Below are 25949 nucleotides of genomic sequence, written 5' to 3'. Positions count from 1 at the left end.
CGGCCAAAGGGAGCAGACTGTAAATCTGCCGTCATCGACTTCGAAGGTTCGAATCCTTCCCCCACCACCATTTCTGACCGCCCTCTGCGTTACCTTCTTTCACCTGAATCTCTCTGTTTCTCCTTAATCTCCTTGTTCTGTTGTTATCACCCTACCCGACTTTGATTTCTCACTTGCTTTTGTCATCCGCTCTTTCGCTCTGCCCTCATTCATTTTCCGACCAGATTTTGCTACCATTCCCGCCTCAATTGAATGCTATCTGGCCGCCACTATGAAATTTGTCTCTTTTAATATCAATGGGCTGCGCGCCCGTCCGCACCAGCTGCAGGCGCTGGTAGAACAGCACCAGCCGGACGTGATCGGCCTGCAGGAAACCAAGGTCCACGATGATATGTTTCCGCTGGAAGAGGTGGCAAAACTCGGCTACCACGTGTTTTATCACGGGCAGAAAGGCCACTACGGCGTGGCGCTGCTGACCAAAGCCGCGCCGATCGCCGTACGCCGCGGTTTTCCCGGCGATGAAGAAGACGCGCAGCGCCGCATCATCATGGCGGATATCGACAGTCCGCTGGGGCCGCTGACGGTAATTAACGGCTACTTCCCGCAGGGCGAAAGCCGTGACCACCCGACCAAGTTCCCGGCCAAGGAGAAGTTTTATCGCGACCTGCAGGACTATCTGCTGCAGCAGCAGCAGGCCAGCAACCCGGTGCTGATCATGGGCGATATGAATATCAGCAGCACCGACCTCGACATCGGTATTGGTGAAGAGAACCGCAAGCGCTGGCTGCGCACCGGCAAGTGCTCGTTCCTGCCGGAAGAGCGTGAGTGGATGGACCGTCTGCTCGGCTGGGGGCTGGTCGATACCTGGCGGGTACAGAACGCCGGGGTCAACGACCGTTTCTCCTGGTTTGACTATCGTTCGAAGGGCTTTGACGACAACCGCGGCCTGCGCATCGATCTGCTGCTGGCCAGCCAGTCGCTGGCCGATCGCTGCACGGCGACCGGCATCGACTATGAGATCCGCAGCATGGAAAAACCTTCAGACCATGCGCCGGTGTGGGCAGAGTTCAGCTTCTGATTGCAGGGTTATTTCACTATCCGCCAGATCAGATTACTGGTGCCCAGGCTCTGCTCATCGCGCACGCACTGCAGCAGTACCCCTTCCGTCTTCAGCACCGCACCTTCGCTGTAGCTGCGGTTCTCATAAATGCAGCAGCGCTGGCAGGGGGCCGCGCTGTCGCCGCCGCGGTTAAACACCTCCGGCGGCACGTCAACCACCACCGCACCGCCCTGCTGGCCGTTATGGCCGCTGCTGATATAGCTCTGCTGCGCCTGGGCCGCTGCCGTCAGCGTCGCCAGCAATAATACCGCGTTCACTACACCTTTCATGTCGGGCTCCTCTTCGCTGTGGTCGCTTTACGGCGGGGTTTTTTCGCGGCGGCGGCAGGTGCCGGCAGTCCACGGAAGGCGTGCGCGGCGGGCTGCCGTTTGGCCTGGCCAATCAGGTTATGCAGCGTCTCAACCAGCGGATGCATAAAGTCCTGATAGCGGCACTGCTTCTCGCTGATTTTGGTCAGCGTTGACTCCCACTGCGCGGTCATATCCGGCCGGGCCGCCATCTCCGGCAGCGAGTGGATCAGCGCCCGTCCCGCCGGGCTGGAGTGGATGTAGCGCCCCTGCTTAAACAGGAAGGTGCGGCGGAACAGCAGCTCAATGATACCGGCGCGGGTGGCCTCGGTGCCGAGCCCGTCGGTGGCGCGTAGCACCTTTTTCAGCTCTTTATCCTGCACAAAGCGGGCGATGCCGGTCATCGCCGACAGCAGCGTGGCGTCGGTAAACGGCCGCGGCGGCTGGGTCTGTTTCTCCAGCACCTCGCCGCGCTCGCACAGCAGCTGGTCGCCCTTCGCCACCACCGGCAGCGGCGTGCCGTCGTTCTCCTCGTCGCGCTCTTTGCTGCCCAGCAGCGCGCGCCAGCCCGCTTCGGCCAGGAAGCGCGCTTTTGCCACGAACTTGCCGCCGGCGATCTCCAGCTCGATCACGCACTTACGGAACACCGCGTCCGGGCAGAACTGCATCAGGTACTGCACGGCGATCAGCCGGTAGATCTGCTGCTCGTTCTCGTTCAGGTTGCAGCGGCTGCTGCGCGCGGTGGGAATAATCGCGTGGTGGGCATCGACCTTGCCGTCATCCCAGCAGCGGTTGCGGCGATCGCTGTCGAAATCGGCCGGCGGCGTCAGCTGCGGCTGATGCACGCTGATGGCGTTCAGCACCGCGTGGCGGCCGGCAAAATGTTCGTCCGGCAGGTAGCGGCTGTCCGAACGCGGGTAGGTAATCAGCTTGTGGGTTTCATAAAGCCGCTGGCAGGTGTCCAGTACCGTCTGCGCGCTCAGGCCAAAGCGTTTGCCCGCTTCGATCTGCAGCGCGGAGAGGGAGAACGGCAGCGGCGCGGTGTCGTTTTCGCGTTTGTCGTTATAGCTGGTGACGTTGGCGGGCTGGCCACCGATGCGTGCCACCACGTGATCGGCGAGATCGCGGCGCAGCAAGCGCCCCTCTTCATCCTGATAAGGCTCACAGGCGTCGCTCGGCTGCCACAGCGCCACAAAACGCTCATCCTGCGGCGTGACGATATGCGCTTTGACCTCGAAGTAGTCGCGCGGGATAAAGTTTTCAATCTCTTCATCACGACGCACCACCAGCCCGAGCACCGGCGTCTGCACCCGACCGACCGACAGCACGCCGTCGTAGCCGGCGTTGCGCCCGAGCAGCGTGTAGGCGCGGGTCATATTGATGCCGTACAGCCAGTCGGCGCGCGCGCGGGCCAGCGCCGAGACGCACAACGGGATAAATTCGCGGTTTTCGCGCAGGCGGCCGATAGCACGCTCTACCGCCTGCGGGTTAAGGTCGTTGATCAGGCAGCGCTGCACGCGGCTACGCTTCTCCGCCGGCAGCGTCAGGTAGTCGAGCACCTCATCCACCAGCAGCTGGCCTTCACGGTCCGGGTCACCGGCGTGCACCACCTCGCTGGCCTCCGCCAGCAGCTTTTTAATTACCCCCAGCTGTTTCGCCACCGACGGACGCGGCTTCAGCTGCCACTTCTCGGGCACGATCGGCAGGTCGGCGAGCGACCAGCGGGCAAAGCGGCTGTCGTAGTTGTCAGGCTGCGCCTGCTCTAACAGGTGGCCGACGCACCAGGTGACCACCTGGTCGTTGCCACAGGCAATATAACCGTCACCGCGCCGGTGGGGTTTGGGCAGCACGTCCGCGATGGCACGGGCCAGGCTCGGTTTTTCGGCAATAAACAGACGCATTCAGCTTGCCACTCAGAAATAGCGGACAAACGGCGCGCTGTCGGCCGGCAGCACGGTGGTGGACGACTTCAGTTGCGGGGTGCCGAGATAGAGGAAACCGACGATGGCATCCCCATCGCGGCAGCCGAACGCCTCACGTACCGCCTGATTTTCCGTCCAGGCCCCGCTGCGCCAGATGCCGTTAAAGCCCTGGGCCACGGCGGCCATCTGCATCGCCATCACCGCACAGCCGGCAGAGACCAGCTGCTCCCAGCGCGGCACCTTCGGATGGTCGTCGCAGTGCGCCACCACGGTAATGATCATCGGCGCGCGGAACGGGGCCTGCTGCGCTTTCTCAATCGCCTTATCGTCCTGGCCGCCGTCGCGGGCCACCTGCTCCAGCAGGGCGCTGAAGCGCTCGCGTCCGTCGTTTTCAACGATGATAAAGCGCCACGGCTGCAGCGCGCCGTGGTCCGGGGCGCGCATGCCCGCGCGCAGAATGTTGTCCAGCGCCTCACCTGCCGGTGCCGGCGCCGCTAACCGTGATGCCGAACGGCGATTAACCAGTAATTCCAGAGCGTCCATCACTTTCTCCTGACTTGGGAAACGTTGCGCTGAAACTAGCACAGGATGATGATTTGTTACAGCTTTGCGCTTTTTAATGCTGACAATTCCGCCCCTGCTAATTAGGATGTCTGCATTACTGCCCGCTCTGCGACCTGCGTCCCCTGATGCAGGCGCGGCCGGGTATTCATGGCGACGATGGAGAGCGTATGCGCGTGTTGTGGCGAGTTGTCACTGGCATTTTTAAATGGAGCTGGCGGGTACTGAATTTTATCCGCGAGTTTATCCTCAATCTGTTTCTGATCCTGCTGATCCTGGTCGGTGCCGGGATCTGGGTCCAGCTGCACGGCAGCGACGCGCCGTCAGATGTGCAGAAAGGCGCGCTGACCGTCGATCTGACCGGGGTGGTGGTTGACGACCCGTCGGTCAGCAATAAGTTAAGCAAAATTGGCCGCCAGCTGCTGGGTGCAGGCAGCGACCGCCTGCAGGAGAACTCGCTGTTTGACGTGGTGGATGCGATTCGTCAGGCGAAAAGTGACGATAAGATAACCGGCATGGTGCTGGATCTGCGCAACTTTGCCGGCGCTGACCAGCCTTCGCTGCAGTACATCGGTAAGGCGCTGCGCGAGTTCCGCGACGCGGGCAAGCCGATCTACGCCACCGGGGAGAGCTACAGCCAGGCGCAGTATTATCTCGCCAGCTTCGCGAATAAGATCTATCTGTCGCCGCAGGGCGGCGTCGACCTGCACGGCTTCGCCACCAACAGTCTCTACTACAAAACGCTGCTGGATAAGCTGAAGGTCAGCTCACACGTGTTCCGCGTCGGCACCTACAAATCGGCGGTGGAGCCGTTCCTGCGTGACGATATGTCACCGGCGGCACGCGATGCGGACAGCCGCTGGGTCGGCGAACTGTGGCAGAACTACCTGAACCAGCTGGCCGCTAACCGTCAGCTGACCGCACAGCAGGTGTTCCCGGGCGCGCAGGGGGTTCTCGACAACCTGCAGAAGCTGGGCGGCGATACCGCTCAGTATGCCAAAGAGAACAAGCTGGTCGACGAACTGGCCGGGCCGGCCGCCACCGAACAGCAGCTGGTGAAGGCCTTCGGCTGGGATAAAGACGCAAAGTCTTACGCCGGCACCAGCATTTACAACTATCCGCTGAAGCCCACCGCGACGGCCGACAAAAAAGGCAATATTGCGGTGATCGTGGCCAGCGGCGCGATCATGGACGGTGAAGAGACACCGGGCAGCGTCGGGGGCGACACCACCGCGGCGGAAATCCGCGAAGCGCGTCTGGATAAAGAGATTAAGGCGATCGTCCTCCGGGTCAACAGCCCCGGCGGCAGCGTGACCGCGTCGGAAACCATCCGTGAAGAGCTGGCGGCGGCGAAAGCGGCCGGTAAGCCGGTGGTGGTGTCGATGGGCGGCCTGGCGGCCTCCGGCGGCTACTGGATCTCAACGCCGGCTAACTACATTATCGCCAGCCCGAACACCCTGACCGGTTCGATCGGCATCTTCGGGGTGATCAACACCGTGGAGAACTCGCTGGACAGCATCGGCGTGCATACCGACGGCGTGGCCACCTCTCCGCTGGCGGACATCGCCACCACCAAGGCCCTGCCGCCGGAAGTGCAGCAGATGATGCAGCTGAGCATTGAGTACGGCTATAAGAACTTCCTCGGCCTGGTGGCGGACTCGCGTCATAAAACCCCGGAGCAGATTGATGCGATTGCGCAGGGGCACGTGTGGACCGGTAGCGATGCCAAAGCCAACGGTCTGGTGGACGCGCTGGGCGACTTCGACGACGCGGTGGCTAAGGCCGCCGAGCTGGCGAAAATCAGCCAACCGGAGCTGAAGTGGTATCAGGATCAGCCGGGGATGATCGACCTGCTGTTCAGCCAGATGGACGCCTCAGCAAAGGCCGTTCTGCCCGCCGCGCTGCAGGCATGGCTGCCGGCCCCGCTGTATGACGTGATGGCGTCGATGAAGAAGCAACCCGGCCTGCTGGGCAGCCTCAACGACCCGCAGAACCGCTATGCGTACTGTCTGACCTGTGGTGATGTGAAGTAACTCACTATTCCGCCCGGCAACGCGTTGCCGGGCTGTTTTTCCCCGCCAATCCCCTTATACTGCGCGTTTTCGCCAAGCCTGAGTTTTTATCCATGCAAAAAAAATCGATTTATGTCGCCTATACCGGCGGAACCATCGGCATGCAGCGTTCCGAACAGGGTTTTATCCCGGTTTCCGGCCACCTGCAGCAGCAGGTGGCGAACATGCCGGAGTTCCACCGCCCGGAGATGCCGGACTTTACCATCCATGAGTATCAACCGCTGATCGACTCATCAGATATGACGCCGCAGGACTGGCAATCGATTGCGGATGATATCCGCGACAACTACGACCGCTATGATGGCTTTGTGATCCTGCACGGCACCGACACCATGGCCTTCACCGCGTCTGCCCTCTCCTTTATGCTGGAGAACCTGGCTAAACCGGTTATTGTGACCGGGTCACAAATTCCGCTGGAGCAGCTGCGCTCCGACGGTCAGCAGAACCTGCTGAACTCGCTGTTCGTGGCCGCCAACTACCCGATTAACGAAGTGACCCTGTTCTTTAATAACACCCTGTACCGTGGAAACCGCACCACCAAAGCGCACGCAGATGGCTTCAACGCCTTTGACTCCCCGAACCTGGAGCCGCTGCTGGAAGCCGGCATCCACATTCGCCGCCTGAACACCCCGGCGGCACCGGCCGGCCAGGGCGAGCTGATCGTGCACCCTATCACCCCACAGCCGATCGGCGTGGTAACCATTTATCCGGGGATTTCTGCCGAGGTGGTACGTAACTTCCTGCAGCAGCCGGTGAAGGCGCTGATCCTGCGCTCCTACGGCGTCGGTAACGCGCCGCAGAACAAAGAGTTCCTGCAGGAACTGCGGGACGCGTCGGCGCGCGGGATTGTGGTGGTCAACCTGACGCAGTGCATGTCCGGTAAGGTGAATATGGGCGGTTATGCCACCGGCAACGCGCTGGCGCACGCCGGGGTGATCAGCGGGGCCGATCTGACCGTCGAAGCCACGCTGACCAAACTGCACTGGCTGCTGAGCCAGGACCTGAGCAGTGATGAGATCCGCAGGCTGATGCAAACCAACCTGCGCGGTGAGCTGACGGCGGACTAAATTCACCGTCGGCGGCCAGCCAACCTGTTCAGCAATCTGCTGAACAGGTTTAGCGCTTTTCAGGTAAAATTATTCCTGAAGGAATAGATTCAGGAATAATTACTGCAGGCGAATGCGGGTAACGTCGGGATCGCTGATACCGAACTCTTCTTTCAGCTGTTTTTTGCTCTTCATCACCATCTCACCGCCCTTCGCCACGCTCATATGCTGTGGGTTATCATTGTGTTGCGCCTGCCACAACAGCACCAGCTGCAGGCTGTTCTCCTTCTGCTCCGGCGTCAGCGCCACGCCGTCGGCCCACTTGCCGGTTTCCACCGCCGTGGCCAGCCGCTGATAGACCTCTTCGGTCATGCCGGCAATCATCTCGTTAAGTTCCATTGCTGCTCCGTTACCCCTGGGTGGTGTTGCCTTCATCATCGGTAAAACTCAGCGAAGCGGAGTTGACGCAGTAACGTTCGCCGGTCGGCTGCGGTCCGTCCGGGAACACGTGCCCCAGGTGCGAATCGCAGCTGCCGCAGCGGATCTCAACGCGCTGCATGCCGTGCGTATCGTCTTCCAGATAACGAATGGCGTCGTCGCTACAGGGCTGATAGAAGCTCGGCCAGCCGCAGCCTGAATCATATTTGGTGGTCGAATAGAACAGCGGTGCCTTGCAGATCAGGCAGTGGTAAAGGCCTTCGCTTTTATTGTGCAGCAGTTTACCGGAGTATGGCGGTTCGGTGCCGTGCTGCTGGGTCACGTAGCGCTGCATCTCGGTCAGTTCGTTTTCGGGTGAATGAGGGGAAGTGTTATCGGCCATGGTCTGCTCTCTGGCTAGGTTATTCTGTCAATCTGAACCCTGATTCTAACAAAGACATAACAACATCAGGTGAATTTTTCTTGCAGCCCGTGAGCGGAAAACGCTTCTTCGGAAGAAGTGTGAGCCAGATCACCCTTTGACGAAAGAGTTGCTTTCTTTCCGGGAAAAAGCCCCAATATGTAGCACTGGCACGCGCCAGAGGAACGCACATTTTTTGAATTATTCCTGTCTCAAGGTTTGACCTGTCGCAACAATTGACACGATTCCGCTTGACGCCTGGCGCGGTTTTTGTAATTTTACTGCCAACCTTTTATTCACTATCAACAAGCTGGTGGAATATATGACTATCAAAGTAGGTATCAATGGTTTTGGCCGTATCGGCCGCATCGTTTTCCGTGCTGCTCAGGAACGTTCTGATGTAGAAATCGTTGCCATCAACGATCTGCTCGACGCCGAGTACATGGCTTACATGCTGAAATATGACTCCACTCACGGCCGCTTCAAGGGCACCGTGGAAGTCAAAGACGGCCATCTGGTTGTTAACGGCAAAACCATCCGTGTTACCGCTGAGCGCGATCCAGCTAACCTGAAGTGGAACGAAGCGGGCGTTGACGTGGTTGCTGAAGCCACCGGTATCTTCCTGACCGACGACACCGCGCGTAAACACATCGAAGCTGGCGCCAAGAAAGTCGTTCTGACTGGCCCGTCTAAAGATGACACCCCAATGTTCGTTATGGGCGTTAACCACGCGTCATACGCCGGCCAGGATATCGTGTCAAACGCGTCCTGTACCACCAACTGCCTGGCACCGCTGGCTAAAGTCATCAACGACAAGTTCGGCATCGTTGAAGCGCTGATGACCACCGTACACGCCACCACCGCGACTCAGAAAACCGTTGATGGCCCGTCTCACAAAGACTGGCGCGGCGGCCGCGGCGCATCTCAGAACATCATCCCTTCTTCTACCGGTGCAGCTAAAGCGGTAGGTAAAGTGATCCCTGAGCTGAACGGCAAACTGACCGGTATGGCGTTCCGCGTTCCAACCCCTAACGTTTCTGTGGTTGACCTGACCGCGCGTCTGGCTAAGCCTGCGACCTACAAAGAAATTTGTGCCGCGATCAAAGACGCTGCTGAAGGCGAAATGAAAGGCGTGCTGGGCTACACCGAAGACGAAGTGGTTTCTACCGATTTCAACGGTGAAACGCTGACCTCTATCTTCGATGCGAAAGCCGGTATTGCACTGAGCGACACTTTCGTTAAGCTGGTTTCCTGGTACGATAACGAAACCGGTTACTCCAACAAGGTCCTGGACCTGGTTGCTCACATCGCTAAAAAATAAGCGACGTGAACTAAATCTGAGGGCGACTACGGTCGCCCTTTTTTTTTGCTTAACGTCTGAGGATCATCATGAACGAATCCCTTTTTTCACTGCCGGTCATCAATCAGATTAGCCCTTACCTTTCCCAGCGCCAGCTCGGCGAACTGCCGGTGGTGGTGGTCACCCATCCGAAGGTGCGCGCCGCCGTCACCCTACAGGGCGCGCACCTGGTCGCCTGGCAACCCTCCGGCGAACGGCCGGTTATCTGGCTGAGTGAGAAGACCCCGCTGACCGCGGGCAAGGCAATTCGCGGTGGCGTGCCGATCTGCTGGCCATGGTTTGGCCCGGCAGGCGAGCCGGCGCACGGCTTTGCGCGTAATCTGCCCTGGACGCTCTCCGCCCATGATGAAAACGACGAATGTGTGATGCTGACATTCAGCCTGGAAAGCAGCGAGCAGACCAAAAAGCTGTGGCCGCATGACTTTACGCTGCTGGCCCGCTTCCGCCTCGGCGAGCACTGCGAAATTGAACTGGAAGCCCACGGTGACTACCAGGCGACGGCCGCCCTGCACAGCTACTTTGCGGTGGCCGACATCGCCGGCGTCACCGTTAGCGGGCTTGGGCCAGACTATCTGGACAAGGTTAATAACGGCGCGGCGGGCACCGCGACGGACGGCCGTCAGACCTATCCGGGCCGCATTGACCGTGTCTTTACCGCCCCGGCAGACTGCAGCATCATTGACGATGCGCGCGGTGAACGCGTTGTCGAGGTTTATCATCACTATCAAAGTGACGTTGTCACCTGGAACCCCGGCCCGGAACTCTCCTGCAGCATGGGGGATATGGCGAACGAAGGGTATAAAACCATGGTCTGCGTGGAGACCGCGCGCATCTCTGAGCCGCTGCAGAGCGCCGGTGAACAACCCGCCAGGCTGGCGACGACCTTCCGCCTGCGTAAACGTACGGCGGTACAGGGCTAATCGGATGGCTGCACAGCCTCAGATGGCCGGGCACTGAGCCTGGGGTTACGGGTCAGCGTTAAAACGCTGGCCTGTTGAAAAGCCTGTCCTGCTGCAGCAAAAAAAAACAGGGCGCATTAAGCGCCCTGTTTCATGTTGACACGATCTCTCGCCGTATCAGAAGGTGTAGCTTATCCCGGTCCACAGCAGCATCTGGGAACTCTTATCAACCATCGGGCTGTCTTTAATCTCATCGCCCAGGCGCATGTAGCGGCCGGAGACGGTGGCATTCCAGTGCTCGCTGATGCTCCATGCGCCGGTCAGCTCCAGATAGGGGCTCCAGCTGTCATCGGCTTCATAGCGGTTCAGGCCACTACGCTGAGATTCGCCAGACGAGACGCCGTAGTAGTAATCGTTCTGATTTGAACTGTTCCACAGCGCACCGATGCCCGGCGTCAGGCTGAACTGACCGAACTCAAAGCGGTACAGGTAGGTCAAGTCCCAGATGATCCCGTTGCTGTTGTCCAGCATATCGCCGACCAGCGTGGTGCGCACGATACCCCAGTCCGCGCTGTGCCGATAAGCCAGGCCGCCCATCAGCGTCCAGCGGCGCTTGTTCAGCTCGCGCATGTCGCCATCATCAACGTCGTTCGGGTCGAAGTTCTGCGGCGAACCCAGCACCGTCAGCGACAGCTGATTAGTCGGATCTTTCCACAGGTAGTAGCCCGCCTGCAGGCTCTTAAGATAGAAGCTGTCACCGTCGTAGTTGATTACCGGGACCGGATAGTAACGGTCCTGGCCGCTTTTGTACGGGCTTTCGCTGTACAGCAGCGAAGCGCCAAGGGTTAACGGGGCAGCGTGGGCGAAAGAGGACGCCAGGCAGAGCGAAACGGCGCTGCTCAGGACAGAGAGTTTTACGTAGCTCACAAGTAATTCGATCCATAAATAAAAACGACAGACTTAACATTCTAACCAGGAATACGCAGTTGGTAATAAATTTACATCAAATACAGCACTTAGAATCAATTAACCACGCTAATGTCCTGCCGGGATAATTTACCAGGTGATAGTTGCACCCTCCCCTGCGCATTGCCCGATCGCCACAGCGGTAAGCTATGGAATGCGTTAGCTTCTGTGCCATTTTGTGATCGACTCTGGCATACAAGAATTTACCAACCATTGCCGCGGTGGTTATATTCGCATCTTTAAAGCCTGACACCGTCACATTCACCACTCATCTTCTGAATAGTGACATTTTAGCAGTATTTTATGCTAATTCTCGCACAAAATGTGAGCTCCATTCAGATTATGCGTTGCCCGTTAATACTTGATCTTTCGAGGATACACGCTCATAACAATAAGGACCCAGACGCATTTTTGACCTTGATTCGATTGGTTGGCATAACTGAGAAATACAGTTTGACCCTTGTGTTCCCAATGATTCTAACAGGACGGGCATCTCTATGAATATATTCGATCACTATCGTCAGCGCTACGAAGCTGCCAAGGACGAAGAGTTCACACTGCAGGAATATCTTACCATTTGCCGGCAAGATCGCAGTGCTTACGCCAATGCGGCGGAACGACTGTTAATGGCGATTGGTGAGCCAGTGATGGTCGATACTGCCCAGGAGCCGCGTCTTTCCCGTCTGTTTTCCAACCGCGTGATTGCGCGTTATCCGGCGTTTGAAGAGTTCTACGGCATGGAAGAGGCAATTGAACAGATCGTCTCCTACCTCAAACATGCCGCCCAGGGCCTGGAAGAGAAAAAACAGATCCTCTATCTGCTTGGCCCGGTCGGCGGGGGTAAATCCTCGCTGGCAGAACGCCTGAAGTCGCTGATGCAGCGTGTGCCGATCTACGTGCTGAGCGCCGACGGTGAACGCAGCCCGGTTAACGACCATCCTCTGTGCCTGTTTAATCCGCAGGAGGATGCGCAGATTCTGGAAAAAGAGTACAGCGTTCCGCGCCGTTACCTCGGCACCATCATGTCGCCGTGGGCCGCTAAACGCCTGCACGACTTCGGCGGCGATATTACCCGCTTCAAAGTGGTGAAGGTCTGGCCATCAATCCTGGAACAGCTGGCGATTGCCAAAACTGAACCGGGCGATGAAAACAACCAGGATATCTCCGCGCTGGTGGGTAAAGTTGACATCCGCAAGCTGGAGAACCACGCGCAGAACGATCCGGACGCCTACGGCTATTCCGGCGCGCTGTGCCGGGCCAACCAGGGGATTATGGAGTTCGTCGAGATGTTTAAAGCGCCAATTAAGGTGCTGCATCCGCTGCTGACCGCCACCCAGGAAGGCAACTACAACGGCACTGAGGGCATCTCCGCCCTGCCGTTTAACGGCATTATCCTGGCGCACTCCAACGAATCCGAGTGGGTGACCTTTCGCAACAACAAAAATAACGAAGCCTTCCTCGACCGCGTCTATATCGTCAAGGTGCCTTACTGCCTGCGCGTGTCTGAAGAGATGAAAATTTACGAGAAGCTGCTGGTCAACAGCGAGCTGACCCATGCACCCTGCGCGCCCGGCACGCTGGAAACGCTGGCCCGCTTCTCAATCCTTTCACGCCTGAAAGAGCCTGAGAACTCCAGCACCTACTCGAAAATGCGCGTGTACGACGGCGAAAGCCTGAAGGATACCGATCCGAAGGCCAAGTCATATCAGGAGTATCGCGATTACGCCGGCGTGGATGAAGGGATGAACGGCTTATCCACCCGTTTTGCCTTTAAAATCCTCTCGCGGGTGTTTAACTTCGATCACGCGGAAGTGGCGGCCAACCCGGTGCATCTGTTCTACGTGCTGGAGCAGCAGATCGACCGCGAGCAGTTCCCGCAGGATCAGGCGGAGAAGTATCTGGAACACCTGAAGGGCTACCTGATTCCGAAGTACGCCGAGTTTATCGGCAAGGAGATCCAGACCGCCTACCTGGAGTCGTATTCCGAGTACGGCCAGAACATCTTCGACCGTTACGTCAGCTATGCCGACTTCTGGATCCAGGATCAGGAGTACCGCGACCCGGATACCGGCCAGCTGTTTGACCGCGAAGCGCTGAACGCCGAGCTGGAGAAAATTGAGAAGCCGGCCGGGATCAGTAACCCGAAAGACTTCCGTAATGAGATCGTTAACTTTGTGCTGCGCGCCCGGGCGCACAACAGCGGCCGCAATCCAAACTGGACCAGCTACGAAAAACTGCGCACCGTGATCGAGAAGAAGATGTTTTCCAATACCGAGGAGCTGCTGCCGGTGATCTCGTTTAATGCGAAAACCTCGACCGACGAGCAGAAAAAGCACGATGACTTTGTCGACCGCATGATGGAGAAAGGCTATACGCGTAAACAGGTGCGCCTGCTGTGCGAATGGTATCTGCGGGTAAGAAAATCATCGTAACCGGCGCTATCCTGCACAGGATATGCCTGACAACGGGCCGGGGGTTCACCTCCGGCCCGAGCTGCAACGGTGTTTGGGGGAGCTATGGCCTACTTTATCGACAGGCGACTGAACGGCAAAAACAAAAGCGCGGTTAACCGCCAGCGTTTTTTGCGCCGCTACAAGTCGCAAATTAAACAGTCAATCGCCGGGGCCATTAACAAGCGTTCGGTTACCGACGTTGAGAGCGGCGAGTCCGTCTCGATCCCGATTGAAGACATCAACGAACCGATTTTTCACCAGGGGCGCGGCGGGGAGCGTTACCGCGTGCACCCCGGCAACGACCATTTCGTGCAGAACGATCGCGTAGAGCGGCCACAGGGCGGCGGCGGTGGCGGCGGTGGCGGTCAGGGCCAGGCCGGCAAGGACGGCGAAGGTCAGGATGAATTTGTTTTCCAGATTTCCAAAGATGAGTACCTCGACCTGCTGTTCGAGGACCTGGCGCTGCCGAACCTGAAGCGCAACCAGCATCGTCAGCTTAACGAGTACAAAACCCACCGCGCGGGGTATACCGCCAACGGCGTACCGGCGAATATCAGCGTGGTGCGCTCGCTGCAGAACTCGCTGGCACGGCGTACGGCAATGACCGCCGGCAAGCGACGTCTGCTGCAGGAGCTGGAAGCCGAACTGCAGCTGGCGGAAACCAGCGAGCCGGCGCAGCTGCTGGAAGAGGAGCGGCTGCGCCAGGAGATTGCGGAACTGCGCGCCCGCATTCAGCGGGTGCCGTTTATCGATACCTTTGACCTGCGCTACCGCAACTATGAGAAGCGCCCGGAGCCGTCCAGCCGCGCGGTGATGTTCTGCCTGATGGACGTGTCCGGCTCGATGGATCAGGCCACCAAGGATATGGCCAAACGTTTTTATATCCTGCTCTATCTGTTCCTGAGCCGCACCTACAAGAACGTCGACGTGGTCTATATTCGCCACCATACGCAGGCGAAAGAGGTCGATGAACAGGAGTTTTTCTATTCACAGGAAACCGGAGGCACCATCGTTTCCAGCGCGCTGAAGCTGATGGCGGAGGTGGTAAAAGAGCGCTACGACCCGGCGCAGTGGAATATCTACGCCGCACAGGCCTCTGACGGCGATAACTGGGCGGATGATTCGCCGCTCTGTCATCAGATTCTGGCGAAAGAGATCCTGCCGGTGGTGCGTTACTACAGCTATATCGAAATTACCCGACGTGCGCACCAGACCCTGTGGCGCGAATATGAACATCTGCAGTCAACCTTCGATAATTTTGCCATTCAGCATATACGTGAGCCGGAGGATATCTATCCGGTGTTCCGTGAACTGTTCCGCAAACAGGTGGAAGAGAGCTATTAACCTCCTGCCCTACCGGCGGCTCCCCGCCGCCGGTCCTGTCAGCAATCCGCTGAAAAAAAAGCAAACTTATCCCCTCAGCGGCCGTTTAGCGTGCTTTTTTTAGGTTACCCTGTTGCAGAGTGCCGTTCTCTGCGCTGATTGGGGTAGACTGGCGTTCAGTTTTTGACTTTTTACCCGCACTTAAAACACACTGTTAAAAAATCATATCACTGCCAGGAGTAGCCCCGATTGGAAGCCAGCGCGATTTACAGTTTATTTATCATTGGTTCAGTGCTGGTTGCCGCAAGCATTCTGCTCAGTTCTTTCTCATCCCGCCTCGGCATTCCGATTCTGGTGATCTTCCTTGCGCTGGGCATGCTGGCCGGCGTCGATGGCATCGGCGGCATCGTTTTTGATAACTATCCGGCCGCCTATCTGATCAGTAACCTGGCGCTGGCGGTGATCCTGCTGGACGGCGGCATGCGCACCCAGGCCAGTTCGTTTCGCGTCGCGCTGGGGCCGGCGCTGTCGCTGGCCACCGTCGGCGTGCTGATCACCGCCGGGCTGACCGGGCTGGCGGCGGCCTGGCTGTTTGACCTGAACCTGATCAACGGCTTCCTGGTCGGGGCGATTATCGGCTCTACCGACGCCGCGGCGGTGTTCTCCCTGCTCGGCGGTAAAGGCCTTAACGAGCGCGTCAGCGCCACGCTGGAGATTGAGTCCGGCAGCAATGACCCGATGGCGGTGTTTCTGACCATCACGCTGATTGAGATGATCCAGCAGGGGCAGACCGGACTGAGCTGGATGTTTGTCGTGCACCTGGTGCAGCAGTTTGGCCTCGGCATCGTGCTGGGCATGGGCGGCGGCTGGGGCATTCAGCAGCTGATTAACCGTATTCCTCTCGCCAGCGGCCTCTATCCGCTGCTGGCGGTCAGCGGTGGCATCCTGGTGTTCGCCCTGACCACGGTGATGGAGGGCAGCGGCATTCTGGCGGTTTACCTGTGCGGCTTTGTGCTGGGCAACCGGCCGATCCGCAACCGCCACGGCATTCTGCAGACCTTTGACGGCATGGCCTGGCTGAGCCAGATCGGCATGTTCCTGGTGCTCGGGCTGCTGGTCAATCCGGCCGATCTGTGGAGTATCGCCCTGCCGGCGATGCTGCTGTCGCTGTGGCTGATTCTGGTCGCCCGCCCGCTGTCAATTCTGGTCGGCCTGCTGCCGTTCCGCGGCTTCAATATCCGCGAACGCTTCTTTATCAGCTGGGTGGGGCTGCGCGGCGCGGTACCGATTATCCTGGCGGTATTCCCGATGATGGCGGGCCTGCCGCACGCATCGCTGTTCTTTAATATCGCCTTCTTCGTGGTGCTGGTGTCGCTGATGGTTCAGGGCACCTCGCTCGGCTACGCCGCGCGTAAGGCGCGGGTGATCGTGCCGCCGACCGCCTCGCCGATCTCGCGCGTCGGGCTGGATATCCACCCGGAGAACCCGTGGGAGCAGTTCGTCTACCAGCTGGGTGCCGATAAGTGGTGCGTCGGTGCCGCGCTGCGCGATCTGAAAATGCCGCGCGAAACGCGCATTGCCGCGCTGTTCCGCGACAACCAGCTGCTGCACCCGACCGGTAACACCCGCCTGCGCGAGGGCGACGTGCTCTGCGTGATCGGCCGCGAACGCGACCTGCCGGACCTCGGTAAGCTGTTCAGCGAGTCGCCGCCGCTGGCGATGGACCAGCGCTTCTTCGGCGACTTTATTCTGCAGGCCACCGCGCGTTTGCATGATATCTCCGAAATTTACGGCATCGATCTGGATGAAGAGACCGATACCCAGCAGACGCTGGGGCAGCTGGTGCTGGAGATGATCGGCGGCGCACCGGTGGTCGGGGACCAGGTAGAGTGGAAAAACATGGTCTGGACCGTGGCAGAGAAAGCGGACAATGAAATCGTTAAGATTGGCGTTCGGGTGCAGGAAGATCGGGATTAATCCTGGCTAATTGCCGCCCCTGTGCGGCAATTAGCCACTATGCTTACTGCTGATGTTGTTTAACTGAGGAGTAAAGCATGGGAAATATCGTCAAAATTGGTCGCTATGACGTGGTCGACGCCGAGCTGGACGGGCAGCATTTCAACACCGTCAGCATCCCCTGCCACACCAATCCGGGGCTGTGCGTGCAGCTGGACGGATGGGACGCGCAGACCAGCGTACCGGCGATCGTCGATGGCAAATCCGTCGATCTGGCGCTGGGCCATTACGATACATCGTCCGACCGCTGGATCCTCAATAAACCCGCCTGAAGCCGGCTGATTACCGTTTAACGCCATGAACGGTAATCAGCCCGCCCGTAACGCAGTCAGGTTTACCCTGACTTATTTTCACTTTTTGCTTTTCTTTTCCTGCGCTTAAAACTACCCTGTGCGGCTCGCTTCAAAATGGACACCTGCCTGTTATGCAAAAATTCACGCTGCTGCTGCTCAGCCTGGTGCTGCTTGCACCGCTGGGCATCGATCTCTATCTGCCCACCTTGCCGGAGATCGCCGCCGGGCTGAACACCCCGGTCAGCCTGATCCAGACCACCATCCCGCTGTTTCTGCTGGTGATGGGGCTGGGGCAGATCGTTGCCGGCCCGCTGGTGGATAATCTCGGACGTAAACCGATCGCCCTGATCGGCCTGCTGCTCTACGTCGGCGGCAGCATCCTCGCCGCCACCGCCACCGCCTGGCCGCAGTTCCTCGGCGCGCGCATTATCCAGGGCTGCGCCGTATGCTGTACCGCCGTGGTGGCCTTCAGCGGCGTCCGCGACCGCCTGGACGGTGACGACGCGGCGCGCGCCTACGGTTTTCTCAACGGCGCGCTGAATATCGTGCCGGCGCTGGCCCCGCTGCTTGGAGGTATCCTCGCGGAAGCCTTTGGCTGGCGTGCGAACTTCTGGTTCCTCACCGCCTACGCGGTGGCGATCGGCGTGCTGGTAGTGTTTTTCCTGCCCGAAACCCGCCCGGCCAACACGCAGAAGGTCAGCGGCCTGCCGCTGGGGCAGTACCTGGCGATCCTGCGCCAGCGGCGCTTCCTTGCCTTCGCCTTTGCTAACGCCGGCGCGCTGGGTATGGTGCTGACCTACGTCTCGCTGGCGCCGCACGTGCTGATGACCGAAGGCCGGCTCAGCCCGCTGGCGTTCTCCATCGCCTTCGGCGCCAACGGCTTCTGGATTATGGCCGTCAGCGTGGTGGTCAATAAGGTGATCCGCAAGCTGGGGCGGCCGGTGTGCCTGGCCATCGGCGCGCTGGCGATGCTGCTGGGGTGCGCGATGCTGATCGGCGGCATGCTGCTGTTCCCGGCAAGTCTGCAGAACCACTGGGCGCTGTATATGCTGCCGGTGGCGGTGTCGGTAGCCGGTCTGGCCTTTACCGTCGGCCCGGCTACCAGCTACGCGCTGGAGCCTTACCAGCAGCAGGCCGGTGTGGCCTCGGCGCTGGCCGGGTTTATTCAGATGGCAGGGGGATCGTCGGCGGGTCTGCTGGTGATGGCGCTGCCGCTGGCGGAGAAGAACGCGCTGGCGCTGATGATGCTGCTGGGCGCGCTGCTGGCGTTTTTCGCCTGGCGCACCAGCAAATCAGCGCGCGGTACGATTACCGCGCTCTGATCGTTACTTTACGATAACCGGTACCCGTGGGGCCAGCGCGCACATCAGCTCGTAGCCCACGGTACCGGACGCCGCAGCCACATCGTCTATCTTCACGTTATTGCCCCACAGCTCAACCTTGCTGCCGATACCCGCCTGCGGGCACGGCGTCAGGTCGACAGTGATCATATCCATCGACACCCGGCCGACGACCTGCGTCATCACACCCTCCACGCACACCGGCGTGCCGGTCGGCGACAGGCGCGGATAGCCATCGGCATAACCGCATGCCACCACGCCGATGCGCTGGGCAGAGGCCGCGCGGTAGTGGCCGCCGTAGCCGACTGCGTCGCCTGCGTTCAGCTGCTGCACGCCGATAATCTCGCTGCTTAAGGTCATCACCGGCTGCAGCCCGCTGTCGGCGATGTCCTGCCACTGACCGCTGGGTGACGCGCCATAAAGGATAATGCCGGGGCGCACCCAGTCATGATGGGTGTGTGGGTGCCACAGCGTGGCTGCCGAGTTGGCCAGCGAGCGCGGGCACTGTAATCCTTCTGCCGCCTGCTCAATGCGCTTTAACGGCTCAACGATGCCCTCTGCGGTTTCGGCGGCGGCGAAATGTGCCATCAGCGTCATCTCACCGACGTTGTCCAGCGCGCGCAGCTGCTGCCACGCCTGATGCACCTGCTCAGGCGGGAAGCCAAGGCGGTTCATGCCGCTGTTCACCTTCAGGTAGATATCAATCGGCGCGCTGAGTCGGGCCTCGGCCAGCGCCGCAATCTGCCACGCGCTGTGCACGCTGGTGGTCAGCCGGTAGCGGTCCAGTAGCGCCAGATCCTGTGAATGGAAGAACCCCTCCAGCAGCAGGATCGGTTTTTGCCACCCCAGCTCGCGCAGCAGCACCGCCTCTTCCAGGTTCAGCAGGGCGAAGCCGTCGGTCTCCTGCAGGCTCTGCCAGACGCGTTCGATACCGTGACCGTAAGCGTTGGCCTTCACCACCGACCACAGGCGCGAACCCGCGGCCGCGCGGCGGGCGACCGCCAGGTTATGCCGCAACGCGGCGCTGTCAATCGTTGCGACAATCGGGCGTGACATAGTAACTCCTTGTACCAGCAATACGATAAGTTAACGCACAGGCGCGCTGTGCAGGGGGCGAACGGCCGGGGTATAGCCGGGCAGATAGCGCATCACCGACAGGTCGTCGGCGGCAATATCCGGTGTTTTACCGGAGATCAGGTCCGCCAGCAGCTGGCCGGATCCGCAGGCCATCGTCCAGCCCAGAGTACCATGACCGGTATTAAGGAACAGGTTTTTCAATGGGGTACGACCGACAATCGGCGTACCATCCGGCGTCATCGGGCGCAGCCCGCTCCAGAACGTAGCCTGTTCAATATGCCCGCCCTGCGGATAGAGATCGCGCACCACCATCTCCAGCGTGGCGCGGCGTGCCGGCAGCAGCTGGCTGTTAAACCCGACGATTTCGGCCATGCCGCCGACGCGGATGCGGTTATCAAAACGGGTAATCGCCACTTTATAGGTTTCATCCAGCACCGTAGAGACCGGCGCGGCCTGCTCATCGCGGATTGGAATGGTCAGCGAGTAGCCCTTCAGCGGATAGACCGGCACCTTCACCAGATTGTCCAGCAGCCCGGTGGAAAACGACCCCAGCGCCACCACGTAGCTGTCGGCGGTGATAATCTCATCGCCGCACTTCACCCCGCGGATCTGATTGCCCTCCTGCAGCAGCGCGTCGATGCTCAGGTTGTAGCGGAAGGTGACGCCGGCCTCCGCCGCCATCGCCGCCAGCCGTTGGGTGAACAGCTGGCAGTCCCCTGTTTCATCGTTGGGCAGGCGCAGACCGCCGGTCAGCTTGTGCGCGGTCGCCGCCAGCGCCGGCTCGACGCTGGCCAGCCCGGCGGCCTCCAGAAGCTGATAAGGCACCCCCGCCTCTTTCAGCACCGCAATATCCTTGCTGGCGCTAAGGAACTGCTGCTCGGTGCGGAACAGCTGCAGGGTGCCGCCCTGGCGGCCTTCATAGGCGATTCCGGTCTGCTCGCGCAACGTTTTCAGGCAGTCACGACTGTACTCAGCGATACGAACCATACGGGCTTTGTTCTGCTGATAGTGGCGCATATCGCAGTTGCGCAGCATCTGCCACATCCACTGCAGCTGGAAGCGGCTGCCGTCGAGGCGGATCGCCAGCGGCGCGTGGCGCTGGAACATCCACTTCACCGCTTTCAGCGGCACGCCGGGCGCGGCCCAGGGGGCGGCATAGCCGGGAGAGATCTGTCCGGCGTTGCCCGCGCTGGTTTCCAGCGCCGCACCCGACTGGCGATCGATAACCGTGACCTGATGGCCGGCCTGGGCCAGATACCAGGCGCTGGCCACGCCAACCACTCCACTCCCAAGGATGACAATACGCATAGCGACTCCGCATAACAGGTTGAAAGGGTATTTCACTGCAACCTGGCCTGATTGGCGGTGTAAAACACCAATGACCACCCACAGACCACCGCAGTAAATTTCACATATTTTTCACGGTTTCAGTGAAAAAAAACAAGATACCCCACACAATTAAGTCAAAAATCCTGCTTTACCGGCCTTATCAGCATCAGAAAGCCATTTTCAGGACAAAAAAACCCAATTTCAGCAGAAAGTTATTGCACCATAGTTTGCGCTTATATACAGAACTTTATTCTGAAAATGACCATCAAAATCAGCTTTCACATTATGTTGCGGTCTTTTTTATAACGACTCTGTATTTTCTGCCAAATATTTCATTTGTTTTCAGCACAGGGATAAGAGACAGTGAACTATCATTGAGAAGACTGGCTTTAATTCCAGACCCGCCACGCGTGTTTTCACGCCAGCGCGTTGCCATGAAAACGGACGTTTTGCCGCTACGTGAAGTACCGCAGATACCGGTTTTATAAAAAGGGGTGCGCTATGACCATGATCTTTGACCAGCCAACCACGACCCGCCAACGCCTCAGTGACGGTCCCGACTGGACCTTCGACCTGCTGGACGTCTATTTGAAAGAGATCGACCGGGTAGCGAAATCTTACCGCCTGGACACCTACCCCCATCAGATTGAGGTGATCACCTCCGAGCAGATGATGGATGCCTACTCGAGCGTCGGCATGCCGATCAACTACGCCCACTGGTCGTTTGGTAAAAAGTTTATCGAAACCGAACAGCGTTATAAGCACGGGCAACAGGGGCTGGCCTATGAGATCGTCATCAACTCTAACCCCTGCATCGCCTACCTGATGGAAGAGAACACCATCACCATGCAGGCGCTGGTGATGGCGCACGCCTGTTATGGCCATAACTCCTTCTTCAAAAATAACTATCTGTTCCGCAGCTGGACGGACGCCAGCTCGATCGTCGATTATCTGATTTTTGCCCGTAACTACATCAGCGAATGTGAGGAGCGCTACGGCCAGGAACAGGTGGAACGCCTGCTGGACTCCTGCCACGCGCTGATGAACTACGGCGTCGACCGTTATAAACGCCCGCAAAAAATCTCCCTGCAGGAGGAGAAAGCGCGGCAGAAAAGCCGTGAGGAATATCTGCAGAGCCAGGTGAATATGCTGTGGCGCACCCTGCCGCGGCGCGAGCGCGAAGAGGCACAGTTTGCTGCCGCGCGCTATCCGGCCGAGCCGCAGGAGAACCTGCTGTACTTTATGGAGAAAAACGCCCCGCTGCTCGAACCCTGGCAGCGTGAGTGCCTACGCATCGTCAGAAAGGTCAGCCAGTATTTTTACCCGCAGAAGCAGACCCAGGTGATGAACGAAGGCTGGGCCACCTTCTGGCACTACACTATCCTCAACCATCTCTATGACGAGGGCAAAGTGTCCGAACGCTTTATGCTGGAGTTTCTGCACAGCCACACCAACGTGGTGTTTCAGCCGCCGTATAACAGCCAGTGGTATAACGGCATTAACCCCTACGCGCTCGGCTTTGCCATGTTCCAGGATATTAAGCGCATCTGTCAGGAGCCTACCGAGGAGGACCGTTACTGGTTCCCGGACATTGCCGGTAAGGACTGGCTGGAGACGCTGCACTTTGCGATGCGCGAGTTTAAGGATGAGAGCTTTATCAGCCAGTTCCTGTCGCCAAAGGTGATGCGTGACCTGCGCCTGTTTACGGTGATGGACGATGACCGCAATAACTACCTGGAGATCGCGGCGATCCACGACGAGGCCGGCTACCGCGCCATCCGCCAGCAGCTGTCGGCGCAGTACAATCTGAGCAATCTGGAGCCGAATATTCAGGTATGGGACGTCGATCTGCGCGGCGATCGTTCGCTGACGCTGCGCTACGTGCCGCACAACCGCGCGCCGCTGGACAAAAGCCGCCGTGAAGTGTTGAAACACGTCCACCGCCTGTGGGGGTTTGACGTGCACCTGGAGCAGCAGAATGAAGATGGCGGTACCGAACTGCTCGACCGCTGCCCGCCGCGGCCGGGTGTCCCGCTGTAACGCAGCCCGCATGAAAAAAGCCGGTCAGCTTACGCTGACCGGCTTTTTACTGGGCGTTCCGCTTAGCGGCGCGGCGGCGGCAGATCGGTCGGCATGTTGACCTGCATGGCGTGCCAGATCTCACCGCTGCGGCGGCCGTAGTCACGCACGCTGTCCACCACCTGTTCATAGTCACCGCTCTGGCAGTAGCCGAGCAGCTGCTGATAGAAATCTCGCGCCAGCTGCCGGGCTTCCGGATTGGAGAAGTAGTGGCGCCCGACGCGGGTATACAACCCCTTCAGTCCGTTGAGGATTAGCCCGTAAATAGGGTTGCCTGACGCGAAGGCCAGCCCACGGAAGATGTTGTAATCAAGTTCGGTGTAGGCTTCGGCGTGATCGTCCGCCAGTGCTGCCGTCTCCAGCACCTCACGCGCTTTATCCGGGTGGTTGTGAATCGCACGACGGATAAAGATCGACGAAATATTGGTGCGAACGGAGAGCAGGTTGTCAATTAACTGCGGCACGCTGTCGTGGTCAAGCCGCGCCAGAGTTTCCAGAATATTCAGGCCGGAGGTTTCCCAGAAGTTGTTCACTTTGGTTGGTTTGCCGTGCTGAATTGTCAGCCAGCCGTCACGCGCCAGGCGCTGCAGCACTTCACGCAGCGTGGTACGTGTTACCCCAATCAGCTCAGAGAGTTCGCGTTCGGCGGGAAGAATAGAACCTGGCGGGAAACGGCTGTTCCAGATACTTTCAATAATGTACTCTTCAGCGAAACCCGCAGGGCTCTGCGCCTTAATAACCATAGCGTTTTGTTTCCGGCTACAAAATTTCAGCTCATCATAGCAGACCCCCCCTGCAACACCTAGTTAGCCACTACGTAAAAAGGCGATCCCCTGCAAAAAAAAGCAACGCGGTTTCACCTGTTTACCGCCCAAACGGGTCCGGTCAGCGGGGTCGCCAGCGGCTGAACCGCCCACGTGCGCTGCCGGCAACGCTTTTTCAAACCGAAGTTTAATTCAGGTCATCCTGATGCTTAAAATTTAGGGTGCGAGGCTCTCAGCGCCGGCGTTTTGGTTTACACTGCCGGTTCAACGCTTACTACATGGACAGACTTATGTTGAGATATTTGAATCGCTGCTCGTACGGCCGGGGCGCCTGGCTGTTGATGGCGTTTACGGCTTTTTTACTTGAAATAGTTGCGCTGTACTTTCAACACGTGATGGGGCTAAAGCCGTGCGTTATGTGTATTTATGAGCGCTGCGCGCTATTTGGCGTGATGGGTGCCGGCATCGTCGGGGCCGTTGCGCCAAAAACGCCGCTGCGCTGGGTAGCGATTGCGGTCTGGCTGTACAGTGCCTGGGAAGGGGTGCGTCTCTCCTGGGAACATACCATGATTCAGCTTCACCCTTCTCCGTTTGTCACCTGTGATTTTGCCGCGCGCTTCCCGTCCTGGCTGCCGCTGGACAAGTGGCTGCCGTCGGTGTTTGTTGCCAGCGGCGACTGTGCAGAAAAAGGCTGGACCTTCCTGACGCTGAGCATGCCGCAGTGGATGGTGGGCATTTTTGCCGCCTACCTGCTGGCCGGCGTGCTGGTGCTGATTGCCCAGGCCTTCCGCCCGAAACGCCGCGATCTGTTCAACCGCTAATACCGTCTGAGCCAGTGCGCTGGCTCAGATCTTCCTGACTTATTTGCCGTACCAGCGCGGGCGGTTAATGATGTGCTCTTCCCAGTCCACCACTTCACTCTCATGCACCGCAATATGGCGCACCGAAATGCGCGCCGCATGCATCGCCGCGCGCGAACCGTGGCGCAGCGGGTGCCACGCCGGCAGCGTCTTGCCCTCTGCCAGCACACGATAGGCGCAGCTGGGCGGCAGCCAGGCGAAGGTCGGCAGATTATCCCGCGTCAGCTTGATACAGTCCTCTTCCAGCTCAAAACGCCGCTCGTAGTTACGGCACTGGCAGGTTTTGATATTGAGCTGGTTACAGGCGACGTTAGTGAAATAGATTTCATCGGTGTCCGCATCCTGCAGCTTGTTCAGGCAGCACTGGCCACAGCCGTCACATAAGGACTCCCACTCGTCGTCGCTCATTTGTTCCAGCGTTTTACGCTGCCAGAAAGGGGTATCAGTCATGTTGGGATCCGCTTAAGTGTAAAAAACCCGACTCTTATAGAGGGTTTGGCAGCCGGATGCAAGGGCGGGGTTTCAGGCTGCCACGAGGGGGCAGCCCGTGGCAGGGTTACAGTACGCGGGTGGAGAGGCTGCGCCCGCCCAGCGAAACCTCCAGACGGTCACCGGACACCATCGGCCCAACGCCCTCCGGCGTGCCGGTCAGGATTACGTCCCCGGCGTGCAGGGTAAAGAACTGACTCATATAGGCAATCAGCGGCAGGATGCGGTGGATCATATCCGCGGTGCTGCCCTGCTGACGGAGCTCGCCGTTGACGACCAGCTGCAGTTCGACGTTCTGCGGGTCATGGTCAAATTCAGCGACGGGGATAAAACCGGAGATCGGGCAGGAGTTGTCAAAGGCCTTGGCTTTTTCCCACGGCTGGCCGGCTTTTTTACACCCCGCCTGCACGTCACGCAGCGTCAGATCCAGCGCCACGCCGTAACCGGCAATCGCCTGCGCCACGTGTGCTTCCGTCGCCTGCTTCAGCGTTGCGCCGATCAGCACCGCCAGCTCGACTTCATGGTGCACCGCACCGAGGTTAGCCGGAATCGACAGCGGCTGTTTGATGTCGCACAGCGCCGTTTCCGGCTTGATAAACAGCACCGGCTCGGTCGGGGTGACGCTGCCCATCTCTTTAATGTGTCTGGCATAGTTGCTTCCGACGCAGACCACCTTGCTCACCGGATAATCCAACAACGCGCCCTGCCAGTTGTGATGCTGATACATACTGTTCCCCTGCATGATGCGCGAGCGGTCAGCCTTGGCGACGACCATCGCGCGTTAAGTGTGCGGCCGCACCGGCGATGTGCCGATACCCTGAACAAAATAATAAGCCCGATTGCCCGGTGCCGGGC

The 25949-nt window shown here is 59.1% G+C and carries 23 protein-coding genes; 12 read left to right on the top strand and 11 right to left on the bottom strand.

What is annotated here, in order from left to right; all coding sequences use genetic code 11:
- The first annotated feature begins 271 nt into the window (after positions 1–271).
- Entirely contained in the window at positions 272–1078 is an 807-nt protein-coding gene (gene xthA, locus NV64_RS08515; protein WP_101505734.1) for an exodeoxyribonuclease III, read from the top strand.
- An 8-nt stretch (positions 1079–1086) separates the two neighbouring features.
- On the opposite strand, the gene NV64_RS08510 is transcribed toward xthA, so the two are convergent.
- The 3 genes from NV64_RS08510 to NV64_RS08500 are packed head-to-tail and all read right to left on the bottom strand — an operon-like array spanning position 1087 to position 3872.
- On the bottom strand, positions 1087–1389 hold the full coding sequence (locus NV64_RS08510) for a DUF1496 domain-containing protein (protein WP_056242129.1): 303 nt from the start codon (positions 1387–1389) through the stop codon (positions 1087–1089).
- A complete protein-coding gene (locus NV64_RS08505) occupies positions 1386–3308 on the bottom strand; it encodes a DNA topoisomerase III (protein WP_056242125.1) in 1923 nt (640 codons plus the stop codon). The genes NV64_RS08510 and NV64_RS08505 overlap by 4 nt, the downstream gene beginning before the upstream one ends.
- Before the next feature lie 12 nt (positions 3309–3320).
- Complete coding sequence (locus tag NV64_RS08500) at positions 3321–3872, bottom strand: NAD(P)H nitroreductase (protein WP_056242122.1); 552 nt, start codon at positions 3870–3872, stop codon at positions 3321–3323.
- A gap of 188 nt (positions 3873–4060) precedes the next feature.
- Between NV64_RS08500 and sppA the strand changes: the two genes are divergently transcribed.
- A complete protein-coding gene (gene sppA / locus NV64_RS08495; RefSeq protein WP_101505733.1) occupies positions 4061–5923 on the top strand; it encodes a signal peptide peptidase SppA in 1863 nt (620 codons plus the stop codon).
- A 92-nt stretch (positions 5924–6015) separates the two neighbouring features.
- A complete protein-coding gene (gene ansA / locus NV64_RS08490) occupies positions 6016–7029 on the top strand; it encodes an asparaginase (protein WP_056242117.1) in 1014 nt (337 codons plus the stop codon).
- 99 nt (positions 7030–7128) lie between these two features.
- Here ansA and NV64_RS08485 read toward each other — a convergent pair whose 3' ends face one another.
- Positions 7129–7407, bottom strand: a complete 279-nt coding sequence (locus tag NV64_RS08485; protein ID WP_056242114.1) for a YeaC family protein — start codon at positions 7405–7407, stop codon at positions 7129–7131.
- A gap of 10 nt (positions 7408–7417) precedes the next feature.
- Positions 7418–7828: a peptide-methionine (R)-S-oxide reductase MsrB gene (gene msrB / locus NV64_RS08480; RefSeq protein ID WP_056242111.1), complete on the bottom strand. Its 411-nt coding sequence runs from the start codon at positions 7826–7828 to the stop codon at positions 7418–7420.
- Positions 7829–8168: 340 nt separating this feature from the next.
- Between msrB and gapA the strand changes: the two genes are divergently transcribed.
- Together gapA and NV64_RS08470 are read left to right on the top strand one after the other, a co-directional pair.
- Positions 8169–9167, top strand: a complete 999-nt coding sequence (gene gapA, locus NV64_RS08475) for a glyceraldehyde-3-phosphate dehydrogenase (RefSeq protein ID WP_056242109.1) — start codon at positions 8169–8171, stop codon at positions 9165–9167.
- A 68-nt stretch (positions 9168–9235) separates the two neighbouring features.
- Entirely contained in the window at positions 9236–10126 is an 891-nt protein-coding gene (locus NV64_RS08470; RefSeq protein WP_056242105.1) for a D-hexose-6-phosphate mutarotase, read from the top strand.
- A 156-nt stretch (positions 10127–10282) separates the two neighbouring features.
- Here the strand turns inward: NV64_RS08470 and NV64_RS08465 are convergent, their stop codons facing one another.
- Positions 10283–11008, bottom strand: a complete 726-nt coding sequence (locus tag NV64_RS08465; protein WP_369814412.1) for a MipA/OmpV family protein — start codon at positions 11006–11008, stop codon at positions 10283–10285.
- 560 nt (positions 11009–11568) lie between these two features.
- On the opposite strand from NV64_RS08465, the gene yeaG reads away from it, so the two are divergent.
- The 5 genes from yeaG to NV64_RS08440 all read left to right on the top strand — a co-directional run bounded on the left by yeaG (position 11569) and on the right by NV64_RS08440 (position 18478).
- Positions 11569–13503, top strand: a complete 1935-nt coding sequence (gene yeaG, locus NV64_RS08460) for a protein kinase YeaG (protein WP_056242098.1) — start codon at positions 11569–11571, stop codon at positions 13501–13503.
- Between the two features lie 84 nt (positions 13504–13587).
- Positions 13588–14868: a YeaH/YhbH family protein gene (locus NV64_RS08455; RefSeq protein ID WP_056242095.1), complete on the top strand. Its 1281-nt coding sequence runs from the start codon at positions 13588–13590 to the stop codon at positions 14866–14868.
- Between the two features lie 228 nt (positions 14869–15096).
- The gene (locus NV64_RS08450; protein ID WP_056242093.1) at positions 15097–16824 is read left to right on the top strand and encodes a potassium/proton antiporter; all 1728 of its coding nucleotides are present in this window, start codon (positions 15097–15099) and stop codon (positions 16822–16824) included.
- Positions 16825–16901: 77 nt separating this feature from the next.
- Positions 16902–17135: a DUF1480 family protein gene (locus NV64_RS08445; protein ID WP_056242090.1), complete on the top strand. Its 234-nt coding sequence runs from the start codon at positions 16902–16904 to the stop codon at positions 17133–17135.
- A gap of 152 nt (positions 17136–17287) precedes the next feature.
- Entirely contained in the window at positions 17288–18478 is a 1191-nt protein-coding gene (locus tag NV64_RS08440) for a multidrug effflux MFS transporter (RefSeq protein ID WP_056242088.1), read from the top strand.
- A gap of 3 nt (positions 18479–18481) precedes the next feature.
- Here the strand turns inward: NV64_RS08440 and dadX are convergent, their stop codons facing one another.
- Entirely contained in the window at positions 18482–19552 is a 1071-nt protein-coding gene (gene dadX / locus NV64_RS08435) for a catabolic alanine racemase DadX (RefSeq protein WP_056242084.1), read from the bottom strand.
- Positions 19553–19582: 30 nt separating this feature from the next.
- On the bottom strand, positions 19583–20881 hold the full coding sequence (locus NV64_RS08430; RefSeq protein WP_101505731.1) for a D-amino acid dehydrogenase: 1299 nt from the start codon (positions 20879–20881) through the stop codon (positions 19583–19585).
- Between the two features lie 522 nt (positions 20882–21403).
- On the opposite strand from NV64_RS08430, the gene NV64_RS08425 reads away from it, so the two are divergent.
- Complete coding sequence (locus NV64_RS08425) at positions 21404–22942, top strand: SpoVR family protein (RefSeq protein WP_056242077.1); 1539 nt, start codon at positions 21404–21406, stop codon at positions 22940–22942.
- Between the two features lie 62 nt (positions 22943–23004).
- Here NV64_RS08425 and fadR read toward each other — a convergent pair whose 3' ends face one another.
- Positions 23005–23724, bottom strand: a complete 720-nt coding sequence (fadR, locus tag NV64_RS08420) for a fatty acid metabolism transcriptional regulator FadR (RefSeq protein ID WP_056242074.1) — start codon at positions 23722–23724, stop codon at positions 23005–23007.
- A 311-nt stretch (positions 23725–24035) separates the two neighbouring features.
- On the opposite strand from fadR, the gene dsbB reads away from it, so the two are divergent.
- Entirely contained in the window at positions 24036–24566 is a 531-nt protein-coding gene (gene dsbB / locus NV64_RS08415; protein ID WP_101505730.1) for a disulfide bond formation protein DsbB, read from the top strand.
- Positions 24567–24605: 39 nt separating this feature from the next.
- Here dsbB and NV64_RS08410 read toward each other — a convergent pair whose 3' ends face one another.
- On the bottom strand, positions 24606–25055 hold the full coding sequence (locus tag NV64_RS08410) for a YcgN family cysteine cluster protein (RefSeq protein ID WP_101505729.1): 450 nt from the start codon (positions 25053–25055) through the stop codon (positions 24606–24608).
- Between the two features lie 106 nt (positions 25056–25161).
- Positions 25162–25821, bottom strand: coding sequence for a fumarylacetoacetate hydrolase family protein (locus tag NV64_RS08405; RefSeq protein WP_101505728.1), 660 nt, complete (start codon positions 25819–25821; stop codon positions 25162–25164).
- Positions 25822–25949: the final 128 nt, after the last annotated feature.

The organism is Erwinia sp. B116 (assembly GCF_002865965.1).
Taxonomy (GTDB): Bacteria; Pseudomonadota; Gammaproteobacteria; order Enterobacterales; family Enterobacteriaceae; genus Erwinia.
The sequence above is the reverse complement of the archived record's forward strand: the minus strand, read 5'-3'. Positions and strand labels throughout refer to the sequence as shown.